Consider the following 18,048-nt stretch of genomic DNA (forward strand, 5'->3'; position numbering starts at 1 on the left):
TACCTTGAGAGTAATGGCTAGATCCACCCTAGTCAGGTTTGAGAGTACGGCGTCATCCCCGTGCTCTCTTTTTATTGCTAATGTTTATTATTATGTGCCTTAAGCGCTATAATGCAATAGCCGAAACATGGCGTCGGAGTACCCGCCCGTACAAAGAGATAGCATCGCGTTTACCCCGAGATAAACGCCGCAAACTACGTAGCTCCCCGCGCCATCCGGGAGCTTTTTATTTATCCACATGTTCATAAATAGGTGGGTAACCTTGCGGTGAGGTAATCTGCATCCGGCGCTGGTTGAGCGCTGCCCGGGGACATGAAGGTGGAAGTGGCATGACGGAGCCGAACGCGGCTGAGTGGCTTAGCGCGTGGTCTACATTCTGGGCAGCCATCGCGGCCGCCGTCGGCGCAATCGGCACCGTGGGCGCTCTCTGGGTAGGCGCACTGACGCTACGCCGCCAGGTCAACGACCAGCACCGGCAGCAGGCTAGCGCTGTCACCGTGGGCTCTCAGCCCTTTAAGCGGCCAATGCATGAGGACCGCTACCGCTGCTTCATCATGAACAACAGCAGCTCGCCGATATACAACGTGGTACTCAATGCCCAACTTGCGGACCAGCACTTCCGTGACCACACCGAGGTCCTCGAACCCAAGGGCGTTCTGCAAATCATCGTAGACAAGACCGAAAACCGCAGGGTGATCGCCCGGTTCACCGACAGCGCGGGGAATTTCTGGCTGCGGGACAACGAAGGCAATCTCATGTCATCGGAGAAGACGAGTCGGCTGCGGGAGCGCTGGAATCAGATCCAAGTCTGGTCGGCTAAGAAAATGCCGAACTGGCTACGTGGTCGGCCATAAACCCGGCCTGCACCTTCCGATACGGTAACCTGCATCCGGGTGCACTGCTGGGGGAAGATTTGCTGGCCAGGTTCCTGATCGCTCTAAGTCATCTAGCGCCTGAAAGGCACCGCCATGTCCGTTGGCCCCACCACGCCGCAAGTCCTGGGTAGCGCTGCGATCGTCTTGGGCACCGTTGCTGTAGTCGCTTCAATATCTAACCTGATGCAAGGTCCAACGGCCGAGCAGCCCCCAAACGCCGCGGAGTGGCTGAGCGCCATCTCCACATTTTGGGGGGCCGTAGCAACCGCTGTGGGCGCCATACTCACTGCCGGCGCCCTCCTCATCGCCGCACTCTCTTACCGTCATCAGACGCAGGACAAACATCGGGCGCTTGAGGAGCAACGCAAGGCGCAGGCTTCTGCCGTCGTACTGATACTGCACAAGGGCACCATATTGGAAGGCAGATCTGCAGCAGTGGTCACGAATGGCAGTCCACTGCCCGTCTACAAAGTCGAGCTGTATTGCCGCGATCCGGAGGGACGTCCGCTCGAGGACGGCCGGCCGTACGTGCGCGATGTTTTCATGGGCGAGTTTCCTGCATACTTCGACGAGGGCATCCCCCTGTATGACGCCTATGTTGACTTCACGGACCAGGCAACTAACCGGTGGCGCCGCTGGTCGGATGGTCGGCTGGAAGAGCTCCCCAAGGAAGCTGCCGAACCGGAGACGGTGTCCTAATGTCTGATGCAACCGACTGGATAGGCGCGATAGGCAATAGCATCGCAGCCATCGGTACGGCCGGCGCGCTACTTCTTGGCGTGAGGGTCTATTACCGCCAGGAAGACGATCAGCGGCGCGCACAAGCGTCGGCTATCACAGTGTCCATATCCGAAGCACGTGAAAGGCGTGACTTGGTGCGGATTGAACTGCGCAACGACAGCGCACTTCCCATCTATGGGGTGATGCTCATAGCGACAGCTCGAAGTGGGTCAACCCTCGGCCAAGACCTAAAGTACACGCTGCCGCCGGGTGAAGCCATGAGCTTTCAGCTCGTCAGCGAGCACAGTATGAGCGCGTTTGCGATATACCAGGACAGTGCCGGGCGGAGATGGAAGCGCTACTTCACCGGAGAGCTGACGGAACTCAAGAAACCAGAAGCCTCGCAGGCAGAAGATGAGGCGACGCGGGCTTAGTAATCCGGCCACTCATCTGGCTAGTTTTTTGGATTGAGACTCGTCACGTCTCCACTAATACCCGAACACCGCAGGCACAGCTCGTGCCCGGCCAGTAGCTGCTCCGGCAGTTGTCGCAGTAGAGCTTGTCCTCCCACCAATCGGTGATCCACTGAGGCGGCACTGAGTTGTAATGGCCACGTCTCATCAGCTCCCGATACACGGGGCACAGGCACCCATCCTCTGCCTCATAATCCATTTCACACTTGTGACAGTGCTGCATGACCAACCACCCTTTCAGCGGCCTCACTGAACAGCACGGTGCTGAACAGGTCTTGCTCCCCCAACTTCTTGATGATGTTGTCCAGGTAGCGTTTCCTGGCGTCGTCCGGCACCGTCCAGAGCACCAAGGGGAAGGCTCGGCCCTCCGGCCAGTGGCCCGAATCAATCGCTTGGATGTACCGCCGGCACTTTGCGGTCAGCTGTGTCTCCCATTCTGAGCCGCGGTCTAGTTCCAGGAAGTAGCTCACTCCCCCGACCTCGATGTAAGCGTCAGGTTTCAGCTGAACGTGTCCAACCTTGGTATGGCTCCACGGCTCGGGGAGGAAAGTTAGCCCATCGACTAATTTCGTATTGCTTTCGACCAGCCGGACCCACAGCTCACTGACGTCCAAGCAGTGCATGTCCGGCGTCCGGGCCGATGACCGCGGGAGCTGGTAGACGTACTCCACCGAGTCTCCATAGGCTCCCCACATTCTCTTGAGTAGCCCTAGCTTCACTAGACGGGTGAGGTGTCTACGGACTCGTACCCTGGTTCCGTCGTACGAGCCCCTGTAGTGGAGACGACGGATTTGAGAGGTGGTGAGCTGACGGAATTGGGTGACGGATTGGATGACGAGGGACTGGGTGGGAGAGAGATGAGAATATCCAGTCATAGCGATATGACCGCCCAGCCGTGCAAACGGCCTCTGACGTGGGTAAACGTACGGTTCAGACGACTCCGGAAAGAACACCCAACGAAACCGTGAACAAAATAGGTATTCATGCTCACTCCAACCGCCCAATCGACGGCCTGGCCTTGGTCTCCGGAGCCTTGTGCCTGGTCAGCAAATCAGCCTCCACTTCCATAACGGGACGGCCATATGTCTTTCTGCTGTAGGCCACTGCCTCACTAGCTGCACCGGTCACTTTCGGCGCTGGCGGGGTCTTCAACGTCACCACGGGGGCGTTGCCGGTACTGCTCATGAGCTTGGCCGCCACGGTGTAGCGCGGCAGGTTGCTCAAGTCCTCATGACTCATCGGAGCGAATGTCTGCTGCATGCTCTTGGCGTCCTCGTTGGCCAGGCGGAAGACGATCTGGCTCTGGGCATTCTTGCTAAGGGTCTGCTGCACGGCCTTGGGAAGCTGGTCGGCGTATTGGTTCGCCACCATGAGTCCCAGACCGTAGGAGCGGGCCAGGGCGAACGGATCGGCCTTGGTGGTGTTCATCATTTCGCAGAACATCTGGAACTCATCCACCATCATCACGTTGGGCTCGCGGTGCTCCGCTGGCCGGCGCAGGGTTGCGTCCCAGACCATGTCGAAGATGAGCTGTCCCAGGGCGGAGGCGTTGGTCTGCCCCATGTGGGCTTCGCTCAGCGGCACGAGCAGGATCTTGCGCTTACGGACTATCTCATCGAAGTTGAGGCCGTCCTTCTGGCTGACGATGTTGCGAATCATCCGGGAGCCCAGGAAGGCGTCTAGGCGGTTCACGGCCGAGTCCACCGTCATATCGGCCTTGTCGTCGAGCCACCGCCATTCCTGGATGATGTCCGGGTGGATGTTGCGGTTGAGCCGCCTCACCTGGCCGTTGCGGTAGTCCTTGTTCACCAGGAGCTGCTTCACGTCGTACAGGGTTAGTCCGTTGAGGGCCGCGGTCATCACGGCGTTCCGGAGGACGCGTTGCAGCTGGGCGCTCCACGTATCGCCGGAGAGGTTCTTGAACATGCCGATTACGTGAGAGGTCACCCGCTCTGGGTCGTCGCCGGCAAGGACGTTGAGGCCTATCGGCCGCTCAAGGTCGAGGGGGTCTAGCCATATAAGGTCATGAATCCGGTGCAGCGGCATGGTCTTGAGGATGTCGCGGGCCAGGTCGCCCTTCGGCTCTATCAGCACCAACCCCATATTGTGATCGATGATCTGGGTCGCCATGTTGTGCAGCAGCGTGGACTTGCCGGTTCCGGACGGCCCGAGCAGCCAGGAATGAACCGTCAGAGCTTGCTCCGGTATGGCTACGCGGCGGTTCTGGAGCTTCGGCGTGTTGCTCGTACCGATGACGATGCCCTGGCTGTCGTGGACGATGGTGGGGGCAATTCGCTTTGCCCGCCGTGAGCCGGAACCGTTGAGCGGCCAGCCACACAGGGCGCTGAATTCCTTGGCGTTGATGAGTATCGGGAAGCCGGCGGTACTGGCCCGCAGGTTGATGCGCTCCCCCACGTTAGGCATTAGACGGCGCTGGAACCTTGCCCCTGGCGCTTCCACGGACTTGAACACCGAGGACAGGTCTTTAACCATGCCCTGCGCGTATTCTCCGGCCGCTCCAAGCCTCGCAATCGCTGAGAAGGTATGGTCGGCCAGAAAGTCCTTGTCGCCGTCTGTAGCGGCTCTTGCGCGGTCTGGGAAGATGCACCATTGCAGCACGGTGGCCTCGCCGGGGTTCATGCTTTTGAACTGTGCGTTCATGCTGTGGGAGGTTCCCTGGACGTCGAGGATGCGCAGAGACTTGGTCAGCGCCGTCATGCCGCCGCCCATGGCCAGCTCCGTGGCCGCCTGCCAGGTGGTCGTGGCCACCGGGTCGTCATCATCGTCTAGGAGTTCCATCGCGCCCTCGATGTGCTCGTAGAAAAGTTCGTCCAGGCGGGCGGCTATCCGGCCCGGCGTGTGGAGGAAATACCGCTCCCCTGCTTCATCGGCGTAGCGCTCAAAGCTCACGGCGTAGATCGGCTGCATGAACTTGGGCTTTGGGAGGCCGGAGAGGGAACGGATAAAGGCCAGGACTTGCTCGTGGCCCATGGTCGAGGGGAAGAAGAGCTCGTAAGTGCGGCGCATTCGGTCGGCCTGGCGCTGCTGGGCAAGTCTCACGATGTGAATCACTCCCACGAGTCCGAGGCCGGCGGCGGCAAATTGGATAAAGACTATTTGGACTAATTGAAAACTTATGTCCATACAGGCATAATACGATTATTGCTGCTTGAAAGAGAGAGATATCCAAATAGGTAAGGAACTCTGTCTACCCGATGGGTACATGAGAGGAGCCATTGCGAGGTGACTTTACGATAGTGGTTTCACACTAATTAGATTTAGCGTTGATACATTAGCCACAATCGGCAAATCCTCGCCTCTCTCTTTCAGGTCGCAAGTTGATTGGTTGATATGGGAACGGCACTTCTAGAGTGGCTTCGCCTCGGTGTACGACGGCTGGGACGTGGTGAGCGTCTATCCCGTTCCCTTACCAGCTCATCAATCACAATCTCGTCGCCCGGCTGTAGGCGTACCAGCCGAGCGTTATGACCACTACCCCGATAAGGATTATCGGCACGTAGGGCTGGATGACCTGCACCAGGAAATTCATCAGGATGAAGACAGCCAGTGCGGTGACCAGCATGGTGCGGAGTTCCTTGAGGTACTTCACTCCAGCTCCCGCTCACGATTCTTAGCCAAATCCTCGCCCATGCGAATTGTGTGGTTTCTCAGTTTCCTAATTTCCCTCTGGGCTTCATTGGCTCTCTGGCGTTCATATGCGCGCCAAGCTGTGACGTGTAAGACTATGGCCAGAATGAACATCCCAACTGCTGCGGTCATGAAGAGCCCATTTTCGGCCTGATGCCCCTCTCGGCAGGAGGGTAGCAGGAGGACGAACGTCAGAACGATAGCCCAGAGCGACCGACGGAAAGCAAACTCTTCCCTCTTGGATGGCTTGTCGTCGCTCATCGCTTATCCTGTTGATCGACAATCATGATGGCTGCCGCCACTGACCGCTGATATACGGTTTCCTGTACCTGAAAGGTAGCGGCCAGTTCGGGGTAGAGCTGGCTGAGCTTCGTGGTTATCTTCTTCATCTTCCGCAGATGACGGACTGCCTCCGTGCGGCGGTCAACCTCAGTCTTTTCCATGGCGTTAGTCGTCCTCCATCGTGTACTTGGCGATGATGGTCGCTGCGCCGGCGATGTAGTTAGCCTCGAAGATAGCCAAACCTTGCCCAATGCCTGGGTCTTTGCGGTTCAGCTCGTTGAACCGATTACGCACGTCCGCAAGACCGTTGCCCGCGTCCTGCGTGATGTCCGCCCCTCGGCGGGCACGGTAGCTGGCAGTCCAGGCCCGCGATAGCTCGGCTCGCTGGACGTTGTAGGGTACCAAAGCGTCGCTGCGGGACATGTCAGCCCCGCGATAGACCCACTCATTACCGGAGCCTTCAACTTCTTTGCTCATGTCGCCCTCCCTGTTTCTTCGGGTGTTTCCCGATACAACAAGTGTGGAAGACCCGCAGATTTTTTGCAGTTTCAGCTCTGGCAGGATTAAACGCTAAGTTTGGCAAGAATTTGATTCATCATGAACTCTGATTTAAAAAAGTGGTGCCCCCACACTCGAAAGCATGGGGGCGTAAATGTGGGGCATTGCCCCGCGCGTCTACGCTGCTACATCATCATCTTCTTCATCATCTTCAGCGAACCACTCCAGGAGGTGCTCCGCGAGCCTCCTGAACACTTCGCGCTCCGGCCCGTGAGCCCTGCGCCACGTTCCGATGTCATAACCGCCACCGATTTCGTCGATCACCCTGTACCGACGTTCATCTGCCTGGCAAGAATCCGGAAAGCCCAGGAGAGTCAAGCAGATGAACTGAAACGTCGATGCATCGATGTTCTTATTGACCTTCCGAAACCGGAAGTTGCGGTTGTAGTCCATGATGGCTTCCCGCAGCTGGTAGTCCATGACTTCGGCTATCGCCGATTCACTCATACCCTCAGTGTCCGTCGGGGCCAACAGCTCCCACAACATGGGGTTCTTGCGCGTACCGTCGGCGTTCTTCGCCACCAGATATTTTTCAAGCGACCGGCACCGAACCGAGCCCTGAAGCTCGTCGGCACACCTTGCCTGCCGAGCTGCGTACTTTGATGCTTCCATGTCTGGCATGGTTTTGTCCTTCCAAGAGTCGGGGTGTGATGAGTACTCCGTCTAGGTTGGCTGTATAGGCTTCCTCTTTCACTCTTATATGTGACAACCATGCCCAGACGTTGGCCGTTTAGCCAAGTGACTTTGACCCAACTTCGGCCAAGTCGAAACAGGTGTTTATCGGTAAGCAACCACTCCGATACGGGTGTGCCCAGAGAGACAGATGTGGGCATTGAACCGGCCCACAGACACAGCGTTGTCCAGTCCACGATCCGCTGTGCCAGGACCGGCCCGACGCGCGGGAGGGTTCCCAGTTCCTCGAGCCCGGCAGTGTTGAGGTTGATCTTTCCGCCGCCGCTTTGGCTCGTGCCGGCGGAGCCGGAACCCGGCAGCGCAGCGCCCCCGCCGTCGGACGCACCGGCCTGATCGGGTTCGCCGCGTGTCGGCACGAGGACCTTTTGCCCGTCCTCCAGCTCGGCTGCAAGATTGAGCCGGTCCGGCTCCGCGGTATCCGTCGCCCCGCCCGCGGCCGCGATCGCTTCGTGAAGCCGACTTCCGGCCGGCAGCTGAACCACCCCAGGTCTGGCCACGGCACCGGCGACATGCACCGTGATCGTTCCCTCCCCTGCGCTGGCATCGTCTCGCGGCGGCGCGCTGGCCACCGCAGCCGACTGGGCGGGCGGCGCCTCCGTCGCGGGGGCGGACTCGCTGAGCGGCGCCATCCGGGGGCCTCCGGTACCCACCTGCCACCAGAAGCAGCCGCCCAGCACCGCGGCCAGGACACCCAGCAGAGCCGCTGCCCTCACACCTGTCCTGGCCCGCAACCGCGCGGAAAGCGGGGACCGTCCGTCCCGCCGGTGCCCGGCGAGTCCACCCACGTGGTCTGCGGGGCCCCCGGCACCGCGCCGGCCGTCAGCGCCGACGGCGTCGGCGGCCAGCACGGGTACGGGTACGGGGAAACCATGCGGGGGCGCCTGCACCTCCAGCAAGCCCAGCGAGGGCGCCACCGCCCTGCCAGCATCCGACGCTGATTCCGGGTATTCGGCGTCGTGGGCATGACGGTGGTTCCCAGCATCCCCGGAACGTCCCAGCGTCGCTGCCAGGCGCTCCCGGGCAACGCTGGCGCCTGCGGCGGATTCGGCTCCCGGGTCCCGGCGTGACATGGGAACGACTCTAGGAAACCCGCAACGCCACCGACATCCCGGACCGGGCGTATGTGGAAATACCTGCGTAAAACACGTATTAGAGCGCCCGCAGGCAAGTATTCCCTACGCTGGTGCCCGCCCGAACCCGGTGGTAACGTCTGGATCCTCATCGAGAAACCTTGCCGGCTGGGGGCAATCGTGATCGTCTGGCTGTGTCCGCCAGACGTCGAAAGCTGGTGTGCAATGAAGTGGTTGTCCGGGCCTGCGTCGGTCGCGGCTCTTGGCGTCGCAGCAGTGCTGGCACCTCCTGCGACGGCAGATACAACGCAAGCTACCTCGACCCAGGTGGTCAACTTCGCGGTTGACGGCAGTTACTGCCCGCAGCACGGCCTGTACGGCATAGCACACGTGACGGTTGACGGCACCGCGGGAATGTCTGCCGACCAGAATTTCATCTGGACCACGCAAACAGCGGCCACGTCCATCCGCTCGGTTCCGCCGCAGGGCGCCGTCGCGAACGTCACGGTTGTCTATCACTGCAATGTCCAGGTGCTCTGGTGGCTGGAGCCGGGCGACGCCCGAAGGGTGACCGCGGCCCTGTGGGTCAACGGCTCGGGCCCGCAGCCCAACTACACCATCGGGCCGAATCAGCCGACGCCTCCGAGGGCCTCACCACCGACCCCACAGCCAACCGCGCAGCCGGCCCCCCAGCCGACGCCGGGGCCAACCTCGCAGCCGGCCCCTCAACCGACGTCGCAGCCCACCCCGCCGCCGGCCTCGCAACCGGCCCCTCAGCCACCGGCACACTCTGCCTCACAACAGGCGTCGCTGCCGGCGTCGCTGACACCCGCGCAGCCCGCACAGCCCGCACAGCCGCTGGCTCCGGAACCGGCACCCCCGCCGACGTCCCGGCCAAGCACACAGCCTCCAACCGTGCCGACCACACCACCGGCACCGGAACCGACTGCGGAACCAACGTCCCAGCCGACCACACCGCCGACGCCACAACCGACGCAGGCGCCGACGACACAACCGACATCACAACCGACGTCGGAGCCGACACCGGATCCGACGCCGGAACCAACCTCACGAGCGACGCCGCGGCCGACGTCCCTGGCGACCTCCCTGCACACGCCCCGGCCAACCCCGTGAGGGGCAGCTACCAGCCGGAAGTCACTGCTGGTAGGTGATGTAAGCCTCGTACTGCACCCGCCACTTGTCGGCGGCCTTGGGGTCCGGAACGGTGGTGGTGAGGAACTGGACACTGGTGACTTGGCCCTTGAGGTATTTCAGCCACTTCGTCACCTCCTCGGCGACGTCGCGATCGAACTGGGCTACGTGGTGCACCTGCATTGCCATGACGGCCTCCGGTTGCGCTGGGGTTCGGTGCAGTGACTTTACCGCCAGCGCACTTTCCCGGCCAGTGTCCTCTGTCCTTAGCAGAGGAGCAGGCGTTAGTCGCCAGTTTCAGCGGCGGCCCTGCCGGTGCCCGGTTCCCTGGCGTCCTGACGGACGCCGCCCGTGTTCGCACCCTCACCCGCGGACTCGCTGCCGCCGTCCGCGCCCGCTTCCCAGGTGCCGGGGGTACTGCCCTCTCCCACGATCACTGCCAGCACGCCGAGCCCTGCGTGGGCAGCCAGGACGGCGGGGAGGGCGCTGATCTGGGCCGGCGGGCAGGCCGGCAACGCTGCCGCCAGGCGCCTGGCAAGCTCCTCGGCCTGGGCCTGATTGCCGAAGTGATGCACGGCCAGCCGCGCCTGCCCGGCCGGGCGGGCGGAGGCATCCGCGGCAACAATTTCTTCCAGCCGCGCAATGGCCTTCGCCGCGGACCGGACCTTTTCCAGCGGAATGATCCGGCCGTTGTCAACGGCAAGGATGGGTTTGATGGAGAGCATGGTCCCCCAGAGCGAGGCGGCCGCCCCGATCCGGCCGCCGCGGCGCAGCTGTTCCAGGCTCGGAACGTAGAAGTACACTTTGGTGCGGTCCAGCCGGTCCTGCGCGAAGGCCTTCACCTCGGCCGCGTTCCTGCCCTCGGCCGCCGCGACAACGGCGCCCTGAACGCCCATCCCCTGCGCCATGCCGACGGTCCGCGAGTCGATGACCTCCACCGGGATGCCGACCCGTTCGGCTGCCAGCCGTGCTGCGTCGGCGGTCCCGGACAGGTCACCGGAAATATGGATCGAAACCACGGACTGGAAGCCACGCCCGCCGGCCGCCCGATAGGCGTGTTCAAACTGGCCGGGCGAAGGACGCGAGGTCTTGACGGGCTTTCCGCTGGCCAGGGCCACGGCGATCGTCTCGGCGATGTCGTCCTCGCCTTCGCCGTAGATTTCGGCGCCCACCATGACGGGCATCGGCACCACCGTGAGCCGGCCGTCGGCGCTGAACTCCCGGACCCAGTCGGCGGGCAGCGCGGCGGCAGAGTCCGTGACCACGGCAACCTGCACGGCGGCGTCCGGTACGGCTTCGGGGGCGACGCCGGCCCGGTGGCCCGGCCGGCGCCGGACGAGCCGCTCGCGCAACCATGGCCAGCCTGATTCGCGCTCTGGCACCGGGGACCTCCTGCTGTCGGGACGCCTGGACTGGATCGTTCGGAGTGGACCTGCGGCCACGGGGTCCGTGCCGCCGCGTTGGCACCACGGGCCTTGGCGCCACTGGCCGCCGGCATCTGCCGGCGGCCAGTGTCAGGCTCGTGCGTCTGGCTGCTACGTCCGGCTAGGCCGGGACGACGTTGACCAGTTTAGGCGCCCGCACGATCACCGTGCGGAGGGCCCGGCCGTCGAGGGCCCGCTGAACGTTTTCCGAGGCCAGCGCCAGTTCGCGCAGGTCGCCCTCCGAGATGTCCGGGGAAACCTCAAGGCGGTCCCGCACCTTGCCTTGCACCTGGACGACGGCGGTGACCGTGTCCTCCACGAGCAATGCGTCATCGTGCGTGGGCCATCCCGCGTTGGCGACCGACGCCGGGTGCCCCAGGACGTTCCACAGGTCCTCGGCGGTGTACGGCGCAAACAGGCTCAGGATGACGGCGACGGCTTCGACGGCTTCGCGGACCGCAGGGTCCGCCCCGCCAGCACCGGTGGCTGAATCTATGGTTTTGCGGGTCGCATTGACCAGTTCCATGAGCTTGGCGACGACCACGTTGAACTTGTTGTGATCCAGCAGGGCCTGCGCGTCGGCGATGGTGCGGTGGGTGATGGTGCGCAGGGCACGGTCACCGGTGGCGAAGTCGACGCCGGGTTCGCTCGTCACGTCCTGGCCGAGCCGCCAGGCGCGGGCCAGGAATTTCGCGGACCCGGACGGCGAGACATCCGCCCAGTCGACGTCGTCCTCCGGCGGGGAGGCGAAGATCATGGTCAGGCGGACGGCGTCCACGCCATACTTGTCCAGCTGTTCGCCGAGGTCGACGCCGTTGCCCAGCGACTTGCTCATGGCCTTGCCGCCGTTGAGCACCTGCCCCTGGTTCAGCAGCGCACGGAAAGGCTCGTCGGCGTCGATCATGCCGAGGTCGTGGATGACTTTGGTGAAGAACCGTGCGTAGAGCAGGTGCAGGATGGCGTGCTCAACACCGCCGACATACTGTCCCACCGGCATCCAGTCGTTGATCTTGGCGGGATCGAACGGGCCCTCGGTGAATTGCGGGGAGACGAAGCGCAGGAAGTACCAGGACGAATCCACAAAGGTGTCCATGGTGTCTGTGTCGCGCTTGGCCGGGCCGTGACACGCGGGGCACTCGACATTGACCCAGGCCTCGGCGGCGGCCAGCGGGGACGTGCCCTTCGGGGACAAGTCCTCGCCGCGCAGGTCCGCCGGCAGGGTCACGGGGAGCTGGTCGTCCGGGACGGGGACCTCGCCGCAGGCCGGGCAGTGGATGATGGGGATCGGGGTGCCCCAGAACCGCTGCCGGCTGAGCAGCCAGTCACGCAGACGGAAGTTCACGAACTTCTCGCCGGTGCCCTGCTGCTCCAGGATCGCGATGGCGGCCGGGATGGCCTCGGCCTTCGCCAGCCCGTCCAGCGCGCCGGAGTTGATGAGGGTGCCTTCGCCGGCGGTTGCCGTGCCGGAGACTGCCGGGTCTTCCTCGCCGGTGTCCAGCACGGCCCGGACGGGCAGGTCAAAGGTTTTGGCGAAGTCGAGGTCGCGCTGGTCATGGGCCGGGACGGCCATGATCGCGCCCGTGCCGTAGTCGGCCAGGACGTAGTCCGCGGCCCAGACGGGCAGCTTCTCGCCATTGAGCGGGTTGACCGCATAGCGGCCGGTAAACACTCCGGTCTTCTCGCGTTCGGTGGACTGGCGCTCGATCTCGGACAGTGCCTTGACCTGTTCCCGGTATGCGTCCAGGGCCGCGGCGTGCTCGTCGGTCACCAGCTCGACGGCGAGCGGCGCGTCGGCGGCGACGACGAAGAACGTGGCGCCGTAGAGGGTGTCCGGGCGCGTGGTGAAGACGGTGACATCCTTGGCGGCCTTGCCGCCATCGGCTTCGATCACAAAGTTGACGTGGGCGCCCTCGGAGCGGCCGATCCAGTTCTTCTGCATGGCGAGGACCCGCTCGGGCCAGTGCCCGCGCAGTTCGTCCATGTCATCGAGCAGCCGGTCCGCGTAGTCTGTGATCTTGAAGTACCACTGGTTCAGGGACTTCTTCGTCACGGCGGTGCCGCACCGTTCGCAGGCCCCGTTGACCACCTGCTCGTTGGCCAGCACTGTCTGGTCCTTGGGGCACCAGTTGACGGGCGAATCCTTGCGGTATGCCAGACCGCGCTCGTAGAAGCGCTTGAACAGCCACTGGGTCCAGCGGTAGTACTCCGGGTCGGAGGTGTGCAGCCGGCGGGACCAGTCCGCGGAGATGGCATAACGCTTGAAGGACGCCGCCTGGGTGTCGATGTTGGTGTAGGTCCACTCGCTGGGGTGCGCGTTGCGCTTGATGGCGGCGTTCTCCGCCGGCAGGCCGAAGGAGTCCCAGCCGATCGGGTGCAGCACGTCGTAGCCTTGCTGGCGGAGGTACCGGGCGACCACGTCGCCCATCGCGAATGCCTCGGCGTGGCCCATGTGAAGGTCGCCGGACGGGTACGGGAACATGTCCAGCACGTAGCGGCGTTCCTTTGAACCGTCGTCGAGCGGCGTGAAGACCTTCAGGTCTTCCCAGACCTGCGGCCATTTGGCTTCCATCGCCGCGAAACTGTAGGCACCTTCCTCGGGCCCCTCCGCCGCGGCTGCTGGTGATCCGGTCTGTGTTTCCGGCTGAACGCTCACTGCTGGCCTCTTCTGTTCTATGCGGCCTGTTAACTCAAGCCTGTGTACCGTCAGGCCTGCCTGCCGCCAGGCCTGTTTACTTTCAAGTCTGCACTGTCTTCAAGTCGGCGCTGTCAAAGCCGGTTGCCCGGCCCTGGCTCCTTGCTGCCCGTGCGCGGCACTTCCTGCCGTTTCCGCGTTGCCCTGCGGTCCGGAACGAAGCCCGGACACACAAAAGCCCCTCGACATGGAGGGGCCGCCGCTCGGCAATCCGAGGTCTCTTCGGGATCGAGGTCTCGTCGGGATGCCGGGCGGCTAACTAAGCAGGAGCACAGCGCGCATAGGACCACTTTAGCCCCTCGGGCTGGTTCGCGCTGAAACGACAGCCCGAGGCGGCCCGGGAGTCGCAGGCGCACGGACCGGCAGCCCGCCGTGCGGGCGAATGTGCCCGAAATTGTTATAAATGCCTTCCCCGCGGACCCGCGGTACTTACGGTGAGCCCAAAGTGGTCGCTGGCGAGTAGTGGAAACGGAAAACTTGGCAGCGACCAAAGGAAAAACAAGCAGAAATGTCGGCATCACCCGGGTGGCAGGCGGCGGTTTTCGGCTCTTTCCGAGTGGTCTTCAACAAAAAACCGTATTATATGCCTCCTAGCTGGGAATGGCCCGTGAATACGCACTATGCAGCCCCACAATTTCTCCTTGCCAAACACTTCAAAGGGGAACACCATTCGAGATAGATCAGCACTTGGGATCTCATCGGGGGGATTCGCACATGGTCTCGGGTTGAGGAGCCTGTCATGAGTCACTTGCGCACTACATCCATGCCACCAGCAAAAACCCACAGTGGCCGCCGGTACCGCGGCGGCCCCCTGGAACAGGCCTAGCCATGTTCAGCTGGATTACCCGTTTCAGTATGCAGTTCCGCATCCTGGTCCTCGCCGTGGCGGCGGGACTCATTGCCTTCGGGGTGGTGAACATCCCGCATATCGCCGTCGACAGCATGCCCGAGTTCGCGCCCGCGCACGTCGAGATCCAGACCGAGGCCCTGGGCCTGTCCGCCGCCGAGGTCGAGCAGCTCATCACCTCTCCCATGGAAGCCGACCTTCTCAACGGGGTGGCCTGGCTTGATGAAATCCGGTCCAAGTCAGTCCCCGGCCTGTCCTCGATCGAGCTCGTGTTCGAGCCGGGCACCGACCTTCTGCGCGCGCGCCAACTCGTGGCCGAGCGCATGACCCAGGCCCACGCGCTGCCAAACGTCTCGGCGCCGCCGCTGATTATGCAGCCGATGTCGTCAACCAGCCGCGTGCTCATGGTCCGGATGACCTCCCAGCAGCTCTCAGGCATCGAAATGTCCGTCCTGGCCCGGTGGAAGATCAAGCCGCGGCTGATCGGCATCCCCGGTGTCGCCAACGTGTCCATCTGGGGTCAGCGCGAACAGCAGCTCCAGGTCGAAGTCACCCCCACGCAGCTCCGTGACAATGGCATCACGCTCGAGCAGGTCATCAAAACCACGGGCAACGCCGTCTGGGTGTCTCCGCTGAGCTTCCTTGAGGCTTCAACCCCCGGCACGGGCGGGTTCGTGGAGTCGCCAAGCCAACGTCTGGGCATTCAGCACGTCCTGCCCATCCGGACGCCCGCAGACCTCGCCAAAGTCAGCGTCGAAGACGCCGGCTCTCCCATGCTCCTGGGTGAGATTTCCCAGGTCAAGGAGGACCACCAGCCGCTGATCGGCGATGCCGTCGTCGGACAGGATGCAGGACTGCTGCTGGTGGTGGAGAAGTTCCCCGGAACCAGTGCGCTGCAGGTCACCAGGGATATCGAGGCTGCCCTAAACGACATGCAGCCGGGCCTTTCCGGAATCCAGATGGATACGTCCGTCTTCCGACCTGCCTCGTTCCTGCAGGATGCAGTGGACGGTCTTGGCATGGCACTGCTCGTGAGCCTCCTGATCGCCGTCCTGCTCTTCTGGCTGCTCTTCCGCTCCTGGCGCGTCGCGGTGATCGCCCTTGTGGCGATCACGACTACCGTCATGGCGGCCGGGGCGGTCCTGTACCTGCTTGACGCCACACTGAACATCTCGATACTCGCCGGCATCCTGCTGGGGGTGTCCGTGATCGTGGGAGACATTGTGGAGGATGTTCAGGCGCAGCGGCGCCGGCCCCTGCGGGCCACGGGTCCCGAGACAGAAGCCACCCTCAGGTTCCGCATGGTGCAGCTGGTCCGCAGCGTCCGCACCCCGTCGTTCCACGGGTCCCTCATCATGGCCATGGCGCTCGTGCCGACGCTGTTCGTTACGGGAGTCGGCGGCGCGTTCTTCCAGCCGCTGTTCTGGTCCATGGCGCTGACGCTTGCCGTCTCAATGCTGGTGGGCTTGTCCGTGACACCTGTCCTGGCGTATCTCCTGCTGCCCAGCGAGACGGCCCCGCGGCCTGTTTCGCCCACCGTTGCACGGGCTAAGTCCTACTATGACCGGGCGCTCGAGGGCGCGCGTTCCCGTACCGCGCTCGGCATCGTTGCTGTCTCCGTCGTTGGCCTGCTCGGACTCGCCGCCGCATCCCAGCTGGTCGGAACCCGTGCGGTCGTTCCGACCATTCCGGACCGGACGCTCCTGGTGCAGTGGGACTCCATGGCGGGCACGTCGAACGACGAAGTCCGCAGGGTGGCGTCGAAGGCGTCCGAAGAGCTGCGGGCACTGCCCGGCGTTTCGGGAGTCGGCGGACATATCGGCCGCGCCATTTCCTCCGACCAAGTGGTGGGTAACAGCTCCGCGGAACTCTGGGTGTCCCTCACGCCGGACGCCAACTTCACCGAGACGGAAAAAACTGTCCGCGACGTCGTCCAAGGCTACCCGGGCATCGCCCACAACGTCGTGAACTACTCCCAGCAGAAGATCGGTGAACAGCGGAGCAGCATGGATCCGGGATTCGCCGTCCGCGTCTACGGCACCGACATGTCGGTCCTGCGCGAAAAGGCCGAAGAGGTCCGCAAGGCCCTTGAGACGGTTGACGGAGTGCAGAACCCGACCATCAACGCCGGCGCCATGACGCCCATCGTCGAAGTCGAGGTCAACCTCGCCGAGGCGCAGAAAGTCGGCATCAAACCCGGCGATGCGCGGCGCGCCGCCGCGGCCCTGATGCAGGGCATTGTGGTCGGCAACCTCTTCGAACAGCAAAAGGTATTTGAAGTGGTAGTGCGCGGCGCGGTGGACGTCAGGGACGACCTGACCAGCATCCGCGAACTGATGCTCGACACGCCAAGCGGCGGCCAGGTCCAGCTGGGCCAGATCGCCGAAGTCCGGCTCGTACCCAACGAAGTCGTGATCATGCACGATGACACCTCGCGGAGGATCGACGTCGTTGCCGACGTCAGCGGGCGGCCGCTGGCGGATATCCAGCGCGACATCAACACGGCGATCTCGCAGATCCAGTTCCCGCTGGAATACCACGCCGAAATCCCCACTAGATACAGTGAACAACTGGCCGGAGACTCCCTGGTGCTGTGGATCGGCGCGGCAGCCCTCATTGCCATCCTGCTCCTGCTCCAAACAGCCGTGCGGAGCTGGAGGCTGGCCCTCGCCGTCTTCCTGTCCCTGCCGGCCGCGCTGGCCGGAGCCGCCATAGCGGCGTGGATCGCGGGCGACGCAATCACCCAGCTGTCGCTCACCGCTTTTGCGGTGCTGCTGGCCGTCGCCGGCCGCAACGCGGCATTGCTCTCGGCCCGTACAGATGAGCTGTGGCGGGCTGCCCCGCAGGAATCCCGTGAAGAAGCCGTCTTGATGGCAGCGCGGGACCGGGTATCCCCCATCCTGAAATCCGCCCTGATCACGGTGGCGATCCTCATCCCGCCGGGACTCTTCGGCGGCGCCGTGGGCGGGGCCCTCCTCGGGCCGATGACCCTGATCATTGTCGGCGGACTCATCACTACAACCCTCATCGGGATCTTCGTGCTCCCCCTGCTCGAACTCTGGTTCGGGCCCAGGTCCGCCCCCGAAGAATGGGCGGAAGTCTACGAAGCCGAAGTTCCCGTCCAGCCCGTTATGCAGGAAAAGGTGGAAGCAAAATGACCAGCCAACAGCCCCTGCGGCGCCTGCCCCTGGCGGCCGCTCTCTGCGCAGCCCTTCTGTTCGCGTTACCCTCGTGCGCCCAGCCGACGGCGGCAACGCCCCCCGCCGTCGCTGCCAACGAACCCGCCAAGGTGGAGAAGAATGCCGCCACCGGCATCGCGAAACTGACCTTGACCGAAAAGGGAATCGAGCGCCTGGATCTGAAGACCGATACCGTCAAAGCCGGCACGGGGACGGCCTTCCTGCTGCCCTACGCGGCCCTGCTCTACGACGCCAGCGGCAAGACCTGGGTGTACACCAACCCGGCTCCGCGGGTCTACCAGCGCGAACCGGTCACGGTGGCCAAGGTGGCGTCCGGAGTGGTTACCGCCTCGGCGGGCCCCGCGGTCGGCACCGCCGTCGTGACCGTCGGCGCGGCTGAACTGTTCGGCGCCGAGTTCGATACGGCCCATTGAC

General features: G+C 63.4%; 16 protein-coding genes and 1 pseudogene. 6 read left to right on the forward strand and 11 right to left on the reverse strand.

All coding sequences use genetic code 11. The annotated features are described in order from the left end of the window. The first annotated feature begins 329 nt into the window (after positions 1–329). The 3 genes from BLR03_RS08840 (at position 330) to BLR03_RS08850 (ending at position 2,029) form a co-directional block, all read left to right on the forward strand. Positions 330–854: a hypothetical protein gene (locus tag BLR03_RS08840; RefSeq protein WP_091251792.1), complete on the forward strand. Its 525-nt coding sequence runs from the start codon at positions 330–332 to the stop codon at positions 852–854. Positions 855–1,145: 291 nt separating this feature from the next. Then, a complete protein-coding gene (locus tag BLR03_RS08845; protein ID WP_139184502.1) occupies positions 1,146–1,574 on the forward strand; it encodes a hypothetical protein in 429 nt (142 codons plus the stop codon). Beyond that, the gene (locus BLR03_RS08850; protein WP_091251795.1) at positions 1,574–2,029 is read left to right on the forward strand and encodes a hypothetical protein; all 456 of its coding nucleotides are present in this window, start codon (positions 1,574–1,576) and stop codon (positions 2,027–2,029) included. The genes BLR03_RS08845 and BLR03_RS08850 overlap by 1 nt, the downstream gene beginning before the upstream one ends. A gap of 239 nt (positions 2,030–2,268) precedes the next feature. Here BLR03_RS08850 and BLR03_RS08855 read toward each other — a convergent pair whose 3' ends face one another. The 8 genes and pseudogenes from BLR03_RS08855 to BLR03_RS25280 form a co-directional block, all read right to left on the reverse strand. Then, complete coding sequence (locus tag BLR03_RS08855; protein ID WP_175460473.1) at positions 2,269–2,739, reverse strand: replication-relaxation family protein; 471 nt, start codon at positions 2,737–2,739, stop codon at positions 2,269–2,271. Positions 2,740–3,055: 316 nt separating this feature from the next. After that, positions 3,056–5,212, reverse strand: a complete 2,157-nt coding sequence (locus BLR03_RS08860; RefSeq protein WP_139184504.1) for a type IV secretory system conjugative DNA transfer family protein — start codon at positions 5,210–5,212, stop codon at positions 3,056–3,058. 298 nt (positions 5,213–5,510) lie between these two features. Next, positions 5,511–5,678 (reverse strand): hypothetical protein, encoded by a 168-nt coding sequence (locus BLR03_RS24380; protein WP_175460474.1) that lies wholly within the window; start codon positions 5,676–5,678, stop codon positions 5,511–5,513. After that, positions 5,675–5,977: a hypothetical protein gene (locus BLR03_RS08865; RefSeq protein WP_091251799.1), complete on the reverse strand. Its 303-nt coding sequence runs from the start codon at positions 5,975–5,977 to the stop codon at positions 5,675–5,677. Before BLR03_RS08865 ends, BLR03_RS24380 begins: the two co-directional genes overlap by 4 nt. Then, positions 5,974–6,159, reverse strand: coding sequence for a hypothetical protein (locus tag BLR03_RS08870; protein ID WP_091251800.1), 186 nt, complete (start codon positions 6,157–6,159; stop codon positions 5,974–5,976). The genes BLR03_RS08865 and BLR03_RS08870 overlap by 4 nt, the downstream gene beginning before the upstream one ends. A 4-nt stretch (positions 6,160–6,163) precedes the next feature. Beyond that, positions 6,164–6,475, reverse strand: a complete 312-nt coding sequence (locus tag BLR03_RS08875) for a hypothetical protein (RefSeq protein ID WP_091251801.1) — start codon at positions 6,473–6,475, stop codon at positions 6,164–6,166. A 198-nt stretch (positions 6,476–6,673) separates the two neighbouring features. Continuing rightward, positions 6,674–7,177, reverse strand: coding sequence for a hypothetical protein (locus tag BLR03_RS08880; RefSeq protein WP_254788327.1), 504 nt, complete (start codon positions 7,175–7,177; stop codon positions 6,674–6,676). A gap of 449 nt (positions 7,178–7,626) precedes the next feature. Beyond that, positions 7,627–8,319, reverse strand: a pseudogene (locus BLR03_RS25280) (SLBB domain-containing protein); the annotation flags it as partial. 581 nt (positions 8,320–8,900) lie between these two features. On the opposite strand from BLR03_RS25280, the gene BLR03_RS08890 reads away from it, so the two are divergent. Further along, entirely contained in the window at positions 8,901–9,491 is a 591-nt protein-coding gene (locus BLR03_RS08890; RefSeq protein WP_091251803.1) for a hypothetical protein, read from the forward strand. Here BLR03_RS08890 and BLR03_RS08895 read toward each other — a convergent pair. The 3 genes from BLR03_RS08895 to leuS all read right to left on the reverse strand — a co-directional run bounded on the left by BLR03_RS08895 (position 9,475) and on the right by leuS (position 13,548). Then, positions 9,475–9,660 carry a hypothetical protein gene (locus BLR03_RS08895; RefSeq protein WP_090581036.1) on the reverse strand — a complete coding sequence of 62 codons (186 nt, stop codon included), beginning with the start codon at positions 9,658–9,660 and terminating at the stop codon, positions 9,475–9,477. The genes BLR03_RS08890 and BLR03_RS08895 overlap by 17 nt on opposite strands. Before the next feature lie 95 nt (positions 9,661–9,755). Then, entirely contained in the window at positions 9,756–10,853 is a 1,098-nt protein-coding gene (locus BLR03_RS08900) for a DegV family protein (RefSeq protein ID WP_254788310.1), read from the reverse strand. A 163-nt stretch (positions 10,854–11,016) separates the two neighbouring features. Beyond that, on the reverse strand, positions 11,017–13,548 hold the full coding sequence (gene leuS / locus BLR03_RS08905) for a leucine--tRNA ligase (RefSeq protein WP_091251804.1): 2,532 nt from the start codon (positions 13,546–13,548) through the stop codon (positions 11,017–11,019). A gap of 894 nt (positions 13,549–14,442) precedes the next feature. Between leuS and BLR03_RS08910 the strand changes: the two genes are divergently transcribed. Beyond that, positions 14,443–17,592, forward strand: a complete 3,150-nt coding sequence (locus BLR03_RS08910; RefSeq protein ID WP_254788313.1) for an efflux RND transporter permease subunit — start codon at positions 14,443–14,445, stop codon at positions 17,590–17,592. After that, a complete protein-coding gene (locus tag BLR03_RS08915) occupies positions 17,589–18,047 on the forward strand; it encodes a hypothetical protein (protein ID WP_091251806.1) in 459 nt (152 codons plus the stop codon). The genes BLR03_RS08910 and BLR03_RS08915 overlap by 4 nt, the downstream gene beginning before the upstream one ends. Position 18,048: the final 1 nt, after the last annotated feature.

This window comes from Arthrobacter sp. ok909 (genome assembly GCF_900104405.1).
Taxonomy (GTDB): domain Bacteria; phylum Actinomycetota; class Actinomycetes; order Actinomycetales; family Micrococcaceae; genus Arthrobacter; species Arthrobacter humicola.